Below are 15,679 nucleotides of genomic sequence, written 5' to 3'. Positions count from 1 at the left end.
CCATCAGCGTTGCGCTGCAGGGATACCTTGCGCCTGAGCGTCCGCCTTGGCAGCAACCGAAGAGTCGGTCGGCCAGGCCTTCAGGTCCAGGTCCAGATCGCTGAACTTGCTGGCGTCGAACACCGGCTGGTCGACACCGGCACGGCGCTGCTCGTCGTAGTCGCGCATTACACGCAGACCGACCTTGAACAGCATGGCCAGGGCCATCAGGTTGACGAAGGCCAGGCAGGTCATGGTGATGTCGGCGAAGGCAAACACGGTCGACAGGTCCTGCATCGAACCCCAGACCACCAGCGCCAGTACCAGACCACGGAACGTCATCAGCACAGCGCGGTTGCGGCTGAGGAACTGCAGGCTGTTTTCGCCCAGGTAGTAGTTGTAGAGGATGCAGGTGAAGACGAACAGCGACAGTGCCACGCTGACGAACAGGCGGCCCCAGTCACCGACCACGGCGGCCAGCGAGTTCTGGGTCAGGACGATACCGTCACCTTCGAAGCCCGGGGTGTAGAAGCCCGACAGCAGGATCAGCAGCGCGGTGCAGGTGCAGATCACGAAGGTGTCGAGGAATACGCTGAAAGCCTGGACCACGCCCTGGGCGCCCGGGTGCTTCACCGCCGCCACGGCAGCGACGTTCGGCGCACTGCCCAGGCCCGCTTCGTTGGCGAACACGCCACGCTTCACGCCCATGACGATGGCGCTGCCAAGCAGGCCGCCGAAGGCCGGGTCGAGGCCGAAGGCGCTCTTGAAGATGGTTTCCAGCATCGCCGGCACATGTTCGATCTGGGTGCCGATCACGTACAGCGTCACGGCGATGTAGGCCAGGGTCTTGATCGGTACCAGCAGGTCGGACACCGCAGCGATGCGTTTGATGCCGCCGATGAAGGTAATGGCCAGCAGCACCGCCAGGACGATACCGGTGTGACGCGGGTCGAAGGCAAAGGCGTTCTGCAGCGAATGGGTCACGGTGTAGGACTGCAGGCCGATGAAGGCGAAGCCGTAGGTCACCAGCAGCAGGATGGAGAACACCACTGCCATGCCTTTGAGCTTCAGGCCGTGCTGGATGTAGTAGGCCGGACCGCCACGGTACAGACCGTCACCGTCGGCGCGCTTGTAGACCTGAGCCAAAGTGCATTCGAAGAAGCTGCTGGACATGCCGACCAGAGCGGTCACCCACATCCAGAACACGGCGCCCGGACCACCGAGGGTCACGGCGATGCCGACACCGGCGATGTTGCCCGCACCGACGCGGCCGGCGAGGCTGAGCATCAGGGCCTGGAACGAGCTGAGTTGACCGGCGCTGCCTTTGAGGCTGTCGCGGAACACCGCGAACATATGGCCGAAGTGACGCAACTGGACGAAACGCGAGCGAATCGTGAAGTAGCTACCGAGCCCGACAATGAGCACGATCAGTACTTTCCCTGAGAGGAAGTCGTTGATGACTTCGAGCATGGATTTTTCCTCGCTGTTTTTTGTGTAAGCAAATACTGGATGGTTGGAAACATCGCGTTACACCGGTGTGCGTGCGGCACAACAGGCGAGGCGAAGGTTCGTCCCGGATCCATATCGCGGGTTTGTTATTAGTTCGGGTTTCGCATGGGTTATGGCCTCGTTACCGACGACCGCTCACGCGAAGAGGGGCGGCACTATACCGATCAGTGCGGCGCCCGTCTGCACGGTTGTGGTGCAAGCGACGAAACGAAGCTTTGAAACACCCGACGTTACCGGCGTCGGGTTTGTCTGAAAGCCGGTGTTTGGCCAGCTTTCATACATACGGTTCTCAGGTTCAAACAGTTAAAAAAAAGGGCTTGGGGAGAGTCCCCCAAGCCCTCAAAAGGTGAGAGGTGTCTAGTCCCTCGACCTGGTGAGCGGTGCTACGAGTAACGCGTCGGATCAGGCTTTCAGAGGCACCAGACGCGGAGCAATCATGTTTTCCGGGCGCAGGATGTCGGCGAGCATGGCATCGTCGAGCAGACCTTCTTCGCGCACCAGTTCCAGCACGCCGCGGCCGCTTTCAAGCGCGATACGGGCGATGCGGGTGGCGTTTTTGTAGCCGATGTACGGGTTCAGCGCGGTAACCAGACCGATCGAGTGTTCGACCAGTTCGCGGCAGCGGGCTTCGTTGGCGGTGATGCCGACGATGCAGTGCTCGCGCAGCATGTCCATGGCGCGTTGCAGCAGGCGGATCGAGTCGAGGATCTTGAAAGCGATCAGCGGCTCCATCACGTTCAGTTGCAGTTGGCCGCCTTCGGCCGCCATGGTCAGCGCCAGATCGTTGCCGATGACCTGGAAGGCCACCTGGTTCACGGCTTCCGGAATGACCGGGTTGACCTTGCCTGGCATGATCGAGCTGCCTGGCTGACGCGCCGGCAGGTTGATTTCGTTGATGCCGGTACGCGGGCCGCTGGACAGCAGGCGCAGGTCGTTGCAGATCTTCGACAGCTTGACCGCCGTGCGCTTGAGCATGCCGGAGAACAGCACGAAGGCGCCCATGTCGGAGGTGGCCTCGATCAGGTCGGCAGCCGGTACCAGCGGTTGACCGCTGATCAGCGCCAGACGCTGTACCGCCAGGGCCTGATAGCGCGGGTCGGCGTTGATGCCGGTGCCGATCGCGGTGCCGCCCAGGTTCACTTCGGTCAGGACTTCCGGAGCCAGCGTCTTCAGACGGGCCAGGTCTTCGCTCATGGTGGTGGCGAAGGCGCGGAACTCTTGACCCAGGGTCATCGGCACGGCGTCCTGCAGCTGGGTACGACCCATTTTCAGGACGTGATTGAATTCTTCACCCTTGGCCGCGAACGCCTGGATCAGGCTGTCGAGGCTGGCCAGCAGCGCGTCGTGACCCAGCAGCAGACCCAGGCGGATCGCGGTCGGGTAGGCGTCGTTGGTCGACTGCGCCATGTTGACGTCGTCGTTCGGGTGCAGGTACTGGTATTCGCCTTTCTGGTGACCCATCGCTTCCAGCGCGATGTTGGCGATCACTTCGTTGGCGTTCATGTTGGTGGACGTACCGGCGCCACCTTGAATCATGTCGACCACGAACTCTTCGTGGAAATCACCGCGGATCAGACGTGCACAGGCTTCGCTGATGGCAGCGTGCTTGGCTTCGCTCAGGTGGCCCAGCTCACGGTTGGCGTCAGCGGCGGCCTGTTTGACCATTGCCAGGCCGACAACCAGTTTCGGGTAGTGCGAAATCGGAACGCCCGAGAGGCGGAAGTTGTTCACCGCTCGCAGGGTCTGGATACCGTAATACGCTTGAGCAGGGACTTCGAGGGAGCCAAGCAGATCGTTTTCTGTACGGAAAGATGCAGCGGAGGACATGATGGAAATCATCTCGATATGGACCCGGTCTGTGCCGGAACGCTGCGAATCCTAGGCTTCTGCGATTTTTTGGGCCAATGCTGTTAAACACTGCCCTATGCATATTCGGCATAATGCCCGTGTGACGCCGCATGCGCGGCAGACGTGTGACCTGTTTTGGTGCGTGTCCGGGAGGACGTATGAATCTGGAAAGCAAATGGCTTGAAGACTTCAGTGCTTTGGCCGCTACCCGCAGCTTTTCGCAGGCGGCCGAACGGCGCTTCGTGACCCAGCCTGCGTTCAGCCGGCGGATCCGCAGCCTGGAAGCGGCGCTCGGGCTGACGCTGGTCAACCGCTCGCGCACGCCGGTGGAGCTGACGGCGGCAGGGCAACTGTTTCTGGTGACCGCCCGCACCGTGGTCGAACAGCTCGGCGAAGTGCTGCGCCATTTGCATCATCTGGAAGGCGGACAGGGCGAAGTCATCCAGGTCGCGGCGGCGCACTCGCTGGCGCTGGGCTTTTTCCCGCGCTGGATCGCGCAACTGCGTAATGAAGGTCTGAACATCGCCACGCGGCTGGTGGCGACCAACGTCGGCGATGCCGTGCACGCGCTGCGTGAGGGTGGCTGCGATCTGATGCTGGCGTTCTACGACCCGGATGCAGCAATGCAGATGGACCCGGAAATCTTCCCCTCGCTGCATTTGGGCCAGACCGAAATGCTCCCGGTGTGCGCGGCGGACGCCAACGGCAAGCCGTTGTTCGATCTGGAAGGTGACGCCAGCGTGCCGCTGCTGGCCTACAGCGCCGGAGCGTTTCTCGGGCGATCGGTGAACGGTTTGCTGCGTCAGCGTCAGCTGCGTTTCACCACGATTTATGAAACCGCCATGGCCGACAGTCTGAAAAGCATGGCCCTGGAAGGCCTGGGTATCGCCTGGGTTCCGCAGTTGAGCGTGCGCAACGAGCTGGCCCGGGGTGAATTGGTGATCTGCGGCGGCCCGCAATGGCATGTGCCGCTGGAAATTCGCCTGTACCGCTGCGCGCTGGTGCGCAAGGCGAACGTTCGGCTGTTGTGGCGCAAGCTGGAAGGCGGCGCGGCGCAAGGTACGGCCGGTGCGTGAAACCTGTCTCGGCCACTGACCTTCGAGTCAATAAAACCGGGCTTTTGCGGCAGATGACAGATGGTCGCAACGGGGGCTGTTTATTGCTTTCTTTGCGGTATACTGCGCGGCCTTCGGCCGGTTCGTCCGGCCATTTTTCCTACAACAAGCCACGCAATCTGCGTGGCTTGTTGTTTTTGACGCGCCTGCGGGCGCCCAGAGAGAAGAGGCGCGACGATGAGTGCACTGGTTGGCGTGATCATGGGCTCCAAGTCCGATTGGTCCACCCTTAGCCACACCGCCGATATGCTGGAAAAGCTCGGCATCCCGTACGAGGTCAAGGTGGTTTCCGCCCACCGCACCCCGGATCTGCTGTTCCAGTACGCCGAAGAGGCCGAAGGCCGCGGCATCGAGGTGATCATCGCCGGTGCCGGTGGCGCAGCCCACCTGCCAGGCATGTGTGCGGCCAAGACCCACCTGCCGGTGCTGGGCGTGCCGGTGCAGTCTTCCATGCTTTCGGGCGTCGACTCGCTGCTGTCGATCGTGCAGATGCCGGCGGGCATCCCGGTTGCCACCCTGGCCATCGGCAAGGCCGGCGCGATCAACGCCGCTCTGCTGTCGGCGAGTATCCTGGGCGCCAAGCATCCACAATTCCACGCGGTACTGAAGACCTTCCGTGCCGAGCAGACAGACAGCGTCCTGGACAATCCAGACCCACGTATTGCCTGAGGGTGTCGAGATGAAGATCGGTGTAATCGGTGGCGGCCAGTTGGGTCGCATGTTGGCCCTGGCGGGCACTCCGCTGGGCATGAACTTCGCTTTCCTCGATCCGGCGCCTGATGCTTGTGCCGCTGCACTGGGTGAACACCTGCGGGCCGATTACGGCGATCAGGATCACCTGCGGCAACTGGCCGATGAAGTCGATCTGGTGACTTTCGAGTTCGAAAGTGTCCCGGCCGAGACCGTGGCCTTCCTTTCACAGTTCGTGCCGGTCTACCCGAGCGCCGAAGCCTTGCGCATCGCCCGCGACCGCTGGTTCGAGAAAAGCATGTTCAAGGACCTGGGGATTCCGACCCCGGCGTTCGCCGACATCCATTCGCAAGCCGACCTGGACGCCGCCGTCGCGTCGATCGGTCTGCCGGCCGTGCTGAAAACCCGCACCCTGGGTTACGACGGCAAGGGCCAGAAAGTCCTGCGCAAGCCTGAAGATGTGGTCGATACCTTCGCTGAACTCGGCAGCGTACCGTGCCTGCTGGAAGGCTTCGTGCCGTTCACCGGTGAAGTGTCGCTGATCGCCGTGCGGGCCCGCGATGGCGAGACGAAGTTCTATCCACTGGTGCACAACACCCACGAGAGCGGCATTCTCAAGCTGTCGGTCGCCAGTTCCGATCACCCGTTGCAGGCCCTGGCTGAAGACTATTCCGGCCGCGTGCTCAAGCAACTGGACTATGTCGGCGTGATGGCATTCGAATTCTTCGAAGTCGACGGCGGCCTCAAGGCCAACGAAATCGCTCCGCGCGTGCACAACTCCGGGCACTGGACCACCGAAGGCGCCGAGTGCAGTCAGTTCGAAAACCACCTGCGGGCTGTCGCCGGTCTGCCGCTGGGGTCGACCGCCAAGGTCGGCGAGAGCGCGATGCTCAACTTCATCGGCGTCGTGCCGCCGGTTGAAAAGGTCATCGCCATTGATGATTGCCATCTGCATCACTACGGCAAGGCCTTCAAGGCCGGGCGCAAGGTCGGCCACGCCAACCTGCGCTGCAAGGACAAGGCGACCCTCGAGCAGCAGATCCTCAAGGTCGAGGCGCTGATCGCCGAGTAACGAGAGTTTCATCTGGCAGCGGCGGAACCATTACGGGGCCGCCGTTCTCTGATGGCAGGATGCCAAAGTCTGACTAGGCTTTTGCATAACGACCAATTCAGAGGGAAATGCCATGGGAATTATTGGAACCATCTTTATCGGCCTGATCGTCGGCCTGCTGGCGCGGTTCCTCAAACCGGGCGATGACAGCATGGGCTGGATCATGACCATCCTGCTGGGTATCGGCGGTTCGCTGGCAGCCACCTACGGCGGCCAGGCCCTGGGCATTTATCAGGCGGGTCAGGGCGCAGGCTTCTTCGGCGCGCTGGTGGGTGCGATCATCCTGCTGGTGATCTACGGCCTGATCAAAAAGAACTGATCCAAAGCGACAAGGCCCTCTCCGCCAAACCCGGGGAGAGGGCTAGAATGCTCGGCGATTTACTGTTTCCTCCTTCTACGAGCATCTTCATGCGCCGTTTTCTGTTGACTCTCCTTTTGCTGGGCTGCGGTCTGGCCCATGCCGGCGAACTGCCGGAAACCGACTGGCTGGAGCTGATGCCCAAGTCGGATCAGAAGGCCCTCGAGGCCATGCCGGAAATCGACCACAACTCCCCGGAAGCCACCGGCACCTTCACCCAGAAAGGCGGGATGAAGCAGGCCAAGGGTTTGCCGGCGGTGATGTATTCGACCAAGACCGTGGCGTCGATGAACGACAAGCACATCCGCATCGGGGGTTACCCGGTGCCGCTGGAATCCGACGCCAAGGGCCGCAGCACGTTGTTCTTCCTGGTGCCTTACCCGGGCGCGTGCATCCACGTGCCGCCACCGCCGCCGAACCAACTGGTGCTGGTGCGTTATCCAAAGGGTTTGAAGCTGGATGACATCTACACGCCGCTGTGGGTGACCGGCACGTTGAAGATCGAAAAGGTCAGCAACGACCTGGCCGATGCGGCTTATGCGCTGGACGCCGACAAGGTGCGGGTGGTGCAGGAGTCCGATCTCTGATAGTCACCGCAAAACAACTGTGGGAGCGAGCCCGCTCGCGAAAGCGCTGTATCAGACACTGAAAGGGTGGCTGACGTAACGCATTCGCGAGCAGGCTCGCTCCCACATTTTGTTTACGGTATCGATTAAAGCGGCTTGCTGCCGACGCTGACACCCAGGGTGTGACTGGCCTGCGGTGCCAGGGTCACCACGTCATCCATCACATTCGCCGTCTCGATGCACAGCATGCGCTGCCAGCCGTCGTTGTCCATGTCGCTGAACGCGGCGGCGCGGTCGATCCACGGGTTCCAGATCACGGCGGTGCGTGAGCCGGTTGCCGTCAGCACGATGCGCCGCTCCCAGGCCGGATCGACGATGCTCAATTGCGGCGGAGTATCGAGGTAGATGCGGTCGGTTTCCCCGGCAAAGCGCAGATGGCCTTGCTGGTGGTGAGTGTTCCAGTCATCCAGCGTCTCGATGTAATCCAGACCCTCCACCCCTTCGACGCGCACGTTGCGCACATCGCTTACAGCGAAATAGCTGTGCAGCGCCTGGCTGATGCTGACGGTGTCGGTACCACGGTTGTGGCTGGTCAGGCTGATGTGCAACTGATCGTCGAGGCGCAGGGTCAGCGTCAGGTCGACCTGATGTGGCCAGCCCGGGAAACCGCCTTCGGGGCAGGGCAGGGTGAACTCCACCTTCAGGCTTTCGCCCTCGGTTTCGATGCCGCCCAGTTCCCAGTCCGTCGCCCGGACAAAACCGTGAGCCGCCGCCGGCTCTTCGCTGGCACGCATCGCCTGCACGCTCTGCGGATTGCGGGCGAAGACGCCGAACCACGGCCAGCACACTGGCACGCCGGCACGGATGCTTTTACCGGTCTTGAACACGGCCTTGTCGTTCAGCCAGATCAGCGGTGGCTGGCCGTCCACCTGATAACTGAGAATGTGCGCGCCTTGCTGGGCCACCAGCACTTCGGCCTGACCGTGGCGGATGCGCCAGCAGTTCAGTTCATCCAGTTTCACGGCTTCAACATTGGGCGTGTTCATGGGACAACTCTCGAATCAGCAACTTGGGACGACTATCGACCTGCGAACGACCGCAAGGTTTAACGTGCGCGCGGCGGAACCGAACGAGTGCGACCGCTGCCATCGATGGCCACGAACACGAACACGGCTTCGGTCACTTTACGCCACTCGCTGGACAACGGATCGTCGCTCCACACCTCGACCATCATCTGGATCGAGCTGCGGCCGATTTCCAGGGTCTGGGTATAAAAGGACAGTTGTGCGCCGACGGCCACCGGCACCAGAAACGCCATGCGATCGATGGCAACGGTTGCGACACGACCACCGGCGACGCGGCTGGCCATCGCCGTACCGGCCAGGTCCATCTGCGCCACCAGCCAGCCGCCGAAAATATCGCCAAAGCCGTTGGTTTCGCGGGGAAGCGCGGTGATTTGCAGGGCCAGGTCGCCTTGCGGGATCGGATCTTCTTGTTCGAGTTCTATCATGCCGGGGGTGCCTCGGACCCGTGACTCTTCGTTTGGTATCGCTGGTGGTAGCCGTCTTCAGGAAAAACGATTCAGCACCGAACATACTACGTTCGTCACGTTTTCCATAAGGCAACTAAAGGGAAACTCTGCGAAACCGGCTGGATCCACGCACCAGGGCGACCAACGACGTTTTCGCACAGCAACCCCTTACAAGCCGGAGCAGGATTGCGAGTATATCGGTCGGTAGACTCCGCGACGACCATCCGGTTCTCATTTCGGCCGTCAAATGCGCGCCTCTATGTGCTTTTTCGAACAATTTGCTATGGTGCCGAACCTGCCCGAGCCACAGCCAGCGTTGTTGTGGCGGCAGATCCGACTATAAGAGAAGACCTTGCCATGACCACAGCGCCCTCGAGCATCGCGCAGCCGGACCAGCCCGCACGACCCCTGACCCGCAATGACTACAAGACTCTGTCGCTATCGGCCCTGGGCGGTGCGCTGGAGTTCTACGATTTCATCATTTTCGTGTTCTTTGCCACCGTGGTCGGCAAGTTGTTCTTCCCCGCCGACATGCCCGAATGGCTGCGCCTGATGCAGACCTTCGGCATTTTTGCCGCCGGCTACCTGGCGCGGCCGCTGGGCGGTATCGTCATGGCGCACTTCGGCGACCTGCTGGGGCGCAAGAAGATGTTCACACTCAGCATCTTCATGATGGCCGTGCCGACCCTGATCATGGGCCTGCTGCCGACCTACGCGCAGATCGGCCTGTGGGCGCCGATCCTGCTGTTGTTGATGCGCGTGATCCAGGGTGCGGCGATTGGCGGCGAAGTGCCCGGGGCATGGGTCTTCGTTTCTGAACACGTACCCGGCAAGCACATCGGTTATGCCTGCGGCACCCTGACCAGCGGCCTGACGGCGGGCATCCTGCTCGGTTCGCTGGTCGCCACCGTGATCAACAGCATTTATACGCCGGTGGAAGTCTCGGATTACGCCTGGCGGATTCCGTTCCTGCTCGGCGGCGTGTTCGGCCTGTTCTCGGTCTACCTGCGCCGCTGGCTGCACGAAACCCCGGTGTTCGCCGAATTGCAGTTGCGCAAGGCTCTGGCTGAAGAAGTGCCACTGCGCGCGGTGCTGCGTGACCATCGCGGGGCCATCGCGGTCTCGATGCTGCTGACCTGGCTGCTGTCCGCCGGCATCGTCGTGGTGATCCTGATGACCCCGACCGTGCTGCAGACGGTCTATCACTTCTCGCCGACGGTGGCGCTGCAATCCAACAGCCTGGCCATCGTATTCCTGAGCTTCGGTTGCATCATTTCCGGCGCACTGGCGGATCGCTTCGGTGCCGGTCGTGTGTTCGTGTTCGGCTGCCTGGGTCTGTTGGCCAGTTCCTGGACCTTCTATCACAGTCTCGCCGATCACCCGGGCTGGCTGTTCCCGCTGTATGCGCTGACCGGTTTCCTGGTCGGCACCATCGGAGCGGTGCCGTACGTGATGGTCAAGGCATTCCCGCCGGTGGTGCGCTTCAGCGGTCTGTCCTTCTCTTATAACGTCGCCTACGCGATCTTCGGCGGCTTGACCCCGATGGTGGTCAGCCTGCTGCTGAAGGAAAGTGCGATGGGGCCTGCCTACTATGTGGCGGTGCTGTGCGGGATGGGGATTCTGGTGGGCGGGTGGTTGTGGAGCAAGGGGCGCTGATTCATCCCACATGTCCGGTTACATCTGAAAGGCCAGCCTTCCGACAGGGGATGCTGGCCTTTCATCCAATTGTCATATTTCAGCCATAGAGTGTTCACACGGCCTGCTGATACTTGGCCCCGACTTAACACCCCCTATCTGCTAGGAGTAAGGCATGAAACTGAAGCGTTTGATGGCGGCAATGACTTTTGTCGCTGCTGGCGTTGCGACCGCCAACGCGTTCGCCGCTGTTGACCCGTCGATCCCGAGCTACACCAAGACCACCGGTGTGTCGGGCAACCTGTCCAGCGTCGGCTCCGATACCCTGGCCAACCTCATGACCCTGTGGGCCGAGAACTACAAGAAAGAATACCCGAACGTAAACATCCAGATTCAGGCCGCCGGCTCCGCCACTGCGCCACCTGCGCTGACCGAAGGCACCTCCAACCTGGGCCCGATGAGCCGCAAGATGAAGGACACCGAACTGGCAGCCTTCGAGCAGAAATACGGCTACAAGCCAACCGCCATCCCGGTTGCCGTGGACGCCCTGGCGGTGTTCGTACACAAGGACAACCCGATCCAGCACCTGACCATGGAACAGGTTGACGCGATCTTCTCGTCCACCCGTCTGTGCGGCGCCAAGGCCGACGTGAAAACCTGGGGCGACCTGGGCGTGACCGGCGACCTGGCCAACAAGCCGGTGCAACTGTTCGGTCGCAACTCGGTATCCGGCACCTACGGCTACTTCAAGGAAGAAGCCCTGTGCAAAGGCGACTACAAGCCTAACGTCAACGAACAACCAGGCTCGGCTTCGGTCGTGCAGTCGATCAGCTCCTCGCTGAACGGCATCGGTTACTCGGGTATCGGTTACAAGACCGCCAGCGTGAAAACCGTTGCTCTGTCGAAGAAAGGCAGCACCGATTTCATCGAAGACACCGAAGAAAACGCCCTGAACGGCAAGTACCCGCTGTCCCGCTTCCTGTACGTGTACGTGAACAAGGCCCCGAACAAGCCTCTGGCCCCGCTGGAAGCCGAGTTCGTGAAACTGGTCCTGTCGAAACAGGGTCAGGAAGTGGTGGTGAAAGACGGTTACATCCCGCTGCCAGCCAAAGTGGCTGCAAAAGCACTGGCTGACCTGGGTCTGCAGGAAGGCGGCGCTGAAGTCGCAAAAAAGTAACAAACTGAGTCAGGGGTGAACCCCGCCTGACTCCCGTGTGGGGCCCGGCCCGCAAGCGGCCCGGCCCCCACACTCCGCGAATTCTTTTATCCACTGCCAGTGCCCTGCTGGCGGCGGATTTGGTGCGTCACTGCATTGTCATCTTTCTGTCATACAGGATCGCTAGGGTGTGCGCATGAATGATCTGGCCAATTCCAAAATGACTACGAACCCTCCCAAGCGCATTGATTTCAATACGCCTGAGTTGCAACGCAAGCGCCGCATCCGTGCGCTCAAGGATCGCTTCACCCGCTGGTACGTCCTCGTCGGCGGCCTGGCGGTGCTGGCAGCCATCACCCTGATCTTCTTCTTTCTCGCCTACGTCGTCGCGCCGCTGTTCAAGGGTGCCGAACTGACGGCCAAAGACGCACTCACCCCGGCCTGGATGCAGGACGCCGGCAAGCCACTGATGATTTCGCTCGAAGAGCAGAATCAGGTGGCCATGCGCGTTTCCGACAAGGGCCAGGCGCTGTTCTTCGATATCGACAGTGGCGCTGAATTGAAACGCGTCGATCTGCCGTTGCCGGCAGGTGCCAGTGTGACCTCCATCGGCGAAGACCAGCCGGGCCATCCGCTGGTGGCGGTGGGCCTGTCCAACGGCCAGGCACTGGTGTTCCGTCACACCTATAAAGTCAGCTACCCGGAAGGCAAGAAAACCATCACCCCGGCACTCGAGTTCCCGTACGGCGAGGCGCCGATTGCGCTCAACGAGAACGGCGGTGCGCTGGAGCACGTCAGCCTCAATGCCACCGATTCGACCCTGCTGCTGGCCGGCTCGACCGGATCGCAATTGCATGTGCTGTCGCTGACCAGCGAAGAAAACATGATGACCGGCGAAGTCACCAACGAGCAGAAGCGCATTGATCTGCCGCAGATGACCGAGCCGGTGAAGAACATCTTCGTCGACCCGCGCCAGCAATGGCTGTATGTGGTCAACGGGCGTGCTCAGGCGGATGTGTTCAGCCTGCGCGACAAGAGCCTCAACGGTCGCTACAAGCTGCTGGAAAACGCCGATGCGCAAGTCACTGCATCCACCCAGCTGGTGGGCGGCATCTCGCTGATCGTCGGCGACTCCACCGGTGGCCTGGCCCAGTGGTTCATGGCCCGTGACACCGATGGCGAGCTGCGTCTGAAGCAGATCCGCACCTTCCAGATGGGCAAGACGCCAATCGTTGAAATCGCTGCTGAAGAGCGCCGCAAAGGCTTCGTTGCCCTGGATGCCGGCGGCAAGCTCGGCGTGTTCCACAGCACCGCGCATCGCACCTTGCTGGTCGATCAGGTCGTCGAAGGCCAGGGTCTGTTCGGTCTGTCGCCGCGCGCCAACCGTGTGATCGTCGAAGCGGGCGGCAAGTTGCAGCCGCTGCTGCTCGACAACCCGCACCCGGAAGTGTCATGGAGCGCGCTGTGGAGCAAGGTCTGGTACGAGAACTACGACGAGCCTAAATACGTCTGGCAATCGACCGCGGCCAACACCGATTTCGAACCGAAACTGAGCCTCTCGCCACTGACCTTCGGCACCTTGAAAGCGGCGTTCTACGCGATGCTGCTGGCGGCGCCGCTGGCCGTTGCCGCGGCGATCTACACCGCGTACTTCATGGCCCCAGGCATGCGCCGCAAGGTCAAACCGGTGATCGAACTGATGGAAGCGATGCCGACGGTGATCCTCGGCTTCTTCGCCGGCCTGTTCCTGGCGCCGTATGTGGAAGGGCATCTGCCGGGCATTTTCAGTCTGCTGATGCTGCTGCCGATCGGCATTCTGGTCGCCGGTTTCGCCTTCAGCCGTCTGCCTGAGTCGGTTCGCCTGCGCATCCCGGATGGCTGGGAAAGTGCGCTGCTGATTCCGGTGATCCTGTTCGTGGGCTGGCTGTCGCTGCACATGAGCCCGTACATGGAAAACTGGTTCTTCGGCGGTGACATGCGCCTGTGGATTTCCCACGACCTGGGCATCACCTACGACCAGCGTAACGCTCTGGTGGTCGGTCTGGCCATGGGCTTCGCGGTCATCCCGAACATCTACTCGATCGCCGAAGACGCCGTGTTCAGTGTGCCGCGCGGTCTGACTCTGGGCTCGCTGGCCCTCGGCGCCACGCCGTGGCAGACCATGACTCGCGTGGTGATCCTGACCGCCAGCCCGGGCATCTTCTCGGCACTGATGATCGGCATGGGCCGTGCAGTCGGCGAGACCATGATCGTGCTGATGGCCACCGGCAACACCCCGGTCATGGAAATGAACCTGTTCGAAGGCCTGCGCACCCTGGCGGCCAACGTCGCGGTGGAAATGCCGGAGTCGGAAGTCGGCGGCAGCCACTATCGCGTGCTGTTCCTCTCGGCGCTGGTGCTGCTGCTGTTCACTTTCATCATGAACACCCTCGCGGAACTGATTCGTCAGCGTCTGCGCAAGAAATACTCGTCGCTTTAAGAAAGGTAGAAGTCTGTGAAACAGAACTCCCTGAAAGGATGGTTCAAGAGCGGCGCCCCGGGCGTCTGGATCAGCGGTGGCGCGGTGTCCATCGCGGTCATCATGACCATTGGCCTGCTGGCAGTGATTGCCGTGCGCGGTCTGGGTCACTTCTGGCCGGCGGACCTGATCCACGCCAGCTACGACGTCCCGGGCCAGGGCAATCACCTGGTCATCGGCGAAGTGGTGCAGAAGGAAGAAGTCCCCCGCGCACGCCTGAAGAGCGCCGGCCTGCCGGTGCCTGACCAGGGCCCGGAATTCATGACCCGCGAGCTGATCAAGGTCGGCAACCGTGACCTGAACGGCAACGACTTCACCTGGATCGTCGGCGAGTGGCTGAACGACCAGAAGAATCCGCCGGAGCTGATGGCGCTGGAGCGTCGCGAGTGGGGCAACTTCTACGGTTACCTGGTCAACGTCAAACAGGACGGCAAAGTGATCGCCGAGGGCGAAGCCGCGTGGCCCGAGCTTCAGGCGCGGATCGACCGCGTGAGCAAGCTCGCCGCGCAATTGAAAACCCTGGAAAAGACCGACATCGGCGCGATCAACGCCGGTCTCGAGCGCATCCGTCTGCATGGCCGCAAACTGGAACTGGAAGGCAAGCTCGACGCCACTGCGCAAGCGGACATGGACGCCGAGCGCGCCGAGCTGAACGCCCGCTATCAGGACGTCGAAGCCCGTCTGGCCGACCTGCACGCGCAGTTCAACCGCGACGCTTTGACGGCTCGCGATGCCAACGGCAAGGAAGTCGAAATCGGCCTGGGCAAAGTGGTTCACGCTTACCAGCCGAACGCCATGGGTACTTTCACCAAGGTCGGGTTCTACTTCAGCAAGGTCTGGGAATTCCTCTCCGACGACCCGCGCGAAGCGAACACCGAAGGCGGGATTTTCCCGGCGATCTTCGGCACCGTGATGATGACCCTGATCATGGCGATGATCGTGACCCCGTTCGGCGTTCTGGCGGCGGTGTACCTGCGTGAGTATGCGAAACAGAACACCCTGACCCGGGTGATCCGGATCGCGGTGAACAACCTGGCGGGTGTTCCGGCCATTGTTTATGGCGTCTTCGGTCTGGGCTTCTTCGTCTACGTGCTGGGCGGTTCGCTGGACCGTCTGTTCTTCCCGGAAGCGCTGCCGGCACCGACCTTCGGTACGCCGGGCCTGCTCTGGGCTTCGCTGACCCTGGCGCTGCTGGCGGTGCCGGTGGTGATCGTGGCCACCGAAGAAGGTCTGGCGCGTATTCCGCGCACCGTACGTGAAGGCTCGCTGGCCCTTGGCGCAACGAAGGCTGAAACCCTGTGGAAGATCGTTCTGCCGATGGCCAGTCCGGCCATGATGACCGGCATGATCCTCGCCGTGGCCCGCGCCGCCGGTGAAGTGGCACCGCTGATGCTGGTGGGTGTGGTGAAACTGGCGCCGTCGCTGCCGGTGGACGGCAACTACCCGTACCTGCACCTGGACCAGAAGATCATGCACCTGGGCTTCCACATCTATGACGTCGGCTTCCAGAGCCCGAACGTCGAAGCCGCACGACCGCTGGTGTACGCCACCGCGTTGCTGCTGGTGCTGGTGATTGCCGTGCTCAACCTGTCGGCAGTGTGGATTCGTAACCACCTGCGCGAGAAGTACAAGGCGCTGGACAGCTGATCGCCGTCACAAGAAT

The 15,679-nt window shown here is 61.7% G+C and carries 13 protein-coding genes; 9 read left to right on the top strand and 4 right to left on the bottom strand.

Annotated elements, in window-relative coordinates; all coding sequences use genetic code 11:
- Positions 1 to 3: 3 nt before the first annotated feature.
- Both ACK6BI_RS18475 and aspA read right to left on the bottom strand, forming a co-directional pair.
- Positions 4 to 1,449 carry an alanine/glycine:cation symporter family protein gene (locus ACK6BI_RS18475; protein WP_409318168.1) on the bottom strand — a complete coding sequence of 482 codons (1,446 nt, stop codon included), beginning with the start codon at positions 1,447 to 1,449 and terminating at the stop codon, positions 4 to 6.
- Positions 1,450 to 1,890: 441 nt separating this feature from the next.
- Entirely contained in the window at positions 1,891 to 3,315 is a 1,425-nt protein-coding gene (aspA, locus tag ACK6BI_RS18470) for an aspartate ammonia-lyase (protein WP_085731330.1), read from the bottom strand.
- A gap of 179 nt (positions 3,316 to 3,494) precedes the next feature.
- On the opposite strand from aspA, the gene ACK6BI_RS18465 reads away from it, so the two are divergent.
- The 5 genes from ACK6BI_RS18465 to ACK6BI_RS18445 all read left to right on the top strand — a co-directional run bounded on the left by ACK6BI_RS18465 (position 3,495) and on the right by ACK6BI_RS18445 (position 7,197).
- Positions 3,495 to 4,412: a LysR substrate-binding domain-containing protein gene (locus ACK6BI_RS18465; RefSeq protein WP_409318167.1), complete on the top strand. Its 918-nt coding sequence runs from the start codon at positions 3,495 to 3,497 to the stop codon at positions 4,410 to 4,412.
- 216 nt (positions 4,413 to 4,628) lie between these two features.
- Complete coding sequence (gene purE, locus ACK6BI_RS18460) at positions 4,629 to 5,120, top strand: 5-(carboxyamino)imidazole ribonucleotide mutase (RefSeq protein ID WP_003229641.1); 492 nt, start codon at positions 4,629 to 4,631, stop codon at positions 5,118 to 5,120.
- Between the two features lie 10 nt (positions 5,121 to 5,130).
- A complete protein-coding gene (locus ACK6BI_RS18455; RefSeq protein WP_409318166.1) occupies positions 5,131 to 6,213 on the top strand; it encodes a 5-(carboxyamino)imidazole ribonucleotide synthase in 1,083 nt (360 codons plus the stop codon).
- 112 nt (positions 6,214 to 6,325) lie between these two features.
- Positions 6,326 to 6,571 (top strand): GlsB/YeaQ/YmgE family stress response membrane protein, encoded by a 246-nt coding sequence (locus ACK6BI_RS18450; protein ID WP_065260866.1) that lies wholly within the window; start codon positions 6,326 to 6,328, stop codon positions 6,569 to 6,571.
- A gap of 89 nt (positions 6,572 to 6,660) precedes the next feature.
- On the top strand, positions 6,661 to 7,197 hold the full coding sequence (locus ACK6BI_RS18445) for a DUF3299 domain-containing protein (protein ID WP_065260865.1): 537 nt from the start codon (positions 6,661 to 6,663) through the stop codon (positions 7,195 to 7,197).
- A gap of 125 nt (positions 7,198 to 7,322) precedes the next feature.
- Here ACK6BI_RS18445 and ACK6BI_RS18440 read toward each other — a convergent pair whose 3' ends face one another.
- Together ACK6BI_RS18440 and ACK6BI_RS18435 are read right to left on the bottom strand one after the other, a co-directional pair.
- Positions 7,323 to 8,222 carry a D-hexose-6-phosphate mutarotase gene (locus tag ACK6BI_RS18440; protein ID WP_409318165.1) on the bottom strand — a complete coding sequence of 300 codons (900 nt, stop codon included), beginning with the start codon at positions 8,220 to 8,222 and terminating at the stop codon, positions 7,323 to 7,325.
- 59 nt (positions 8,223 to 8,281) lie between these two features.
- Positions 8,282 to 8,686, bottom strand: a complete 405-nt coding sequence (locus tag ACK6BI_RS18435) for an acyl-CoA thioesterase (protein WP_003229628.1) — start codon at positions 8,684 to 8,686, stop codon at positions 8,282 to 8,284.
- 378 nt (positions 8,687 to 9,064) lie between these two features.
- Here ACK6BI_RS18435 and ACK6BI_RS18430 point away from each other — a divergent pair, with 378 nt between their 5' ends.
- From ACK6BI_RS18430 to pstA, 4 genes are all read left to right on the top strand, one after another.
- A complete protein-coding gene (locus ACK6BI_RS18430) occupies positions 9,065 to 10,363 on the top strand; it encodes an MFS transporter (protein ID WP_409318164.1) in 1,299 nt (432 codons plus the stop codon).
- A gap of 154 nt (positions 10,364 to 10,517) precedes the next feature.
- Positions 10,518 to 11,519 (top strand): phosphate ABC transporter substrate-binding protein PstS, encoded by a 1,002-nt coding sequence (locus ACK6BI_RS18425; protein ID WP_065258236.1) that lies wholly within the window; start codon positions 10,518 to 10,520, stop codon positions 11,517 to 11,519.
- A 424-nt stretch (positions 11,520 to 11,943) separates the two neighbouring features.
- Positions 11,944 to 13,977 (top strand): ABC transporter permease subunit, encoded by a 2,034-nt coding sequence (locus ACK6BI_RS18420; RefSeq protein ID WP_409318232.1) that lies wholly within the window; start codon positions 11,944 to 11,946, stop codon positions 13,975 to 13,977.
- A gap of 15 nt (positions 13,978 to 13,992) precedes the next feature.
- Positions 13,993 to 15,663: a phosphate ABC transporter permease PstA gene (gene pstA, locus ACK6BI_RS18415; RefSeq protein ID WP_260521554.1), complete on the top strand. Its 1,671-nt coding sequence runs from the start codon at positions 13,993 to 13,995 to the stop codon at positions 15,661 to 15,663.
- Positions 15,664 to 15,679 lie beyond the last annotated feature (16 nt).

This window comes from Pseudomonas sp. KCJK9016 (assembly GCF_046231795.1).
GTDB lineage: Bacteria > Pseudomonadota > Gammaproteobacteria > Pseudomonadales > Pseudomonadaceae > Aquipseudomonas > Aquipseudomonas bananamidigenes.
This window is presented reverse-complemented; position numbering and strand designations above follow the sequence as displayed.

What these genes read in the sequence shown, in the direction of transcription:
- ACK6BI_RS18475 (WP_409318168.1), bottom strand. Translation starts at nt 1,449, where the DNA reads ATGCTCGAAGTCATCAACGACTTCCTCTCAGGGAAAGTACTGATCGTG.
- aspA (WP_085731330.1), bottom strand. Translation starts at nt 3,315, where the DNA reads ATGTCCTCCGCTGCATCTTTCCGTACAGAAAACGATCTGCTTGGCTCC.
- ACK6BI_RS18465 (WP_409318167.1), top strand. Translation starts at nt 3,495, where the DNA reads ATGAATCTGGAAAGCAAATGGCTTGAAGACTTCAGTGCTTTGGCCGCT.
- purE (WP_003229641.1), top strand. Translation starts at nt 4,629, where the DNA reads ATGAGTGCACTGGTTGGCGTGATCATGGGCTCCAAGTCCGATTGGTCC.
- ACK6BI_RS18455 (WP_409318166.1), top strand. Translation starts at nt 5,131, where the DNA reads ATGAAGATCGGTGTAATCGGTGGCGGCCAGTTGGGTCGCATGTTGGCC.
- ACK6BI_RS18450 (WP_065260866.1), top strand. Translation starts at nt 6,326, where the DNA reads ATGGGAATTATTGGAACCATCTTTATCGGCCTGATCGTCGGCCTGCTG.
- ACK6BI_RS18445 (WP_065260865.1), top strand. Translation starts at nt 6,661, where the DNA reads ATGCGCCGTTTTCTGTTGACTCTCCTTTTGCTGGGCTGCGGTCTGGCC.
- ACK6BI_RS18440 (WP_409318165.1), bottom strand. Translation starts at nt 8,222, where the DNA reads ATGAACACGCCCAATGTTGAAGCCGTGAAACTGGATGAACTGAACTGC.
- ACK6BI_RS18435 (WP_003229628.1), bottom strand. Translation starts at nt 8,686, where the DNA reads ATGATAGAACTCGAACAAGAAGATCCGATCCCGCAAGGCGACCTGGCC.
- ACK6BI_RS18430 (WP_409318164.1), top strand. Translation starts at nt 9,065, where the DNA reads ATGACCACAGCGCCCTCGAGCATCGCGCAGCCGGACCAGCCCGCACGA.
- ACK6BI_RS18425 (WP_065258236.1), top strand. Translation starts at nt 10,518, where the DNA reads ATGAAACTGAAGCGTTTGATGGCGGCAATGACTTTTGTCGCTGCTGGC.
- ACK6BI_RS18420 (WP_409318232.1), top strand. Translation starts at nt 11,944, where the DNA reads ATGCAGGACGCCGGCAAGCCACTGATGATTTCGCTCGAAGAGCAGAAT.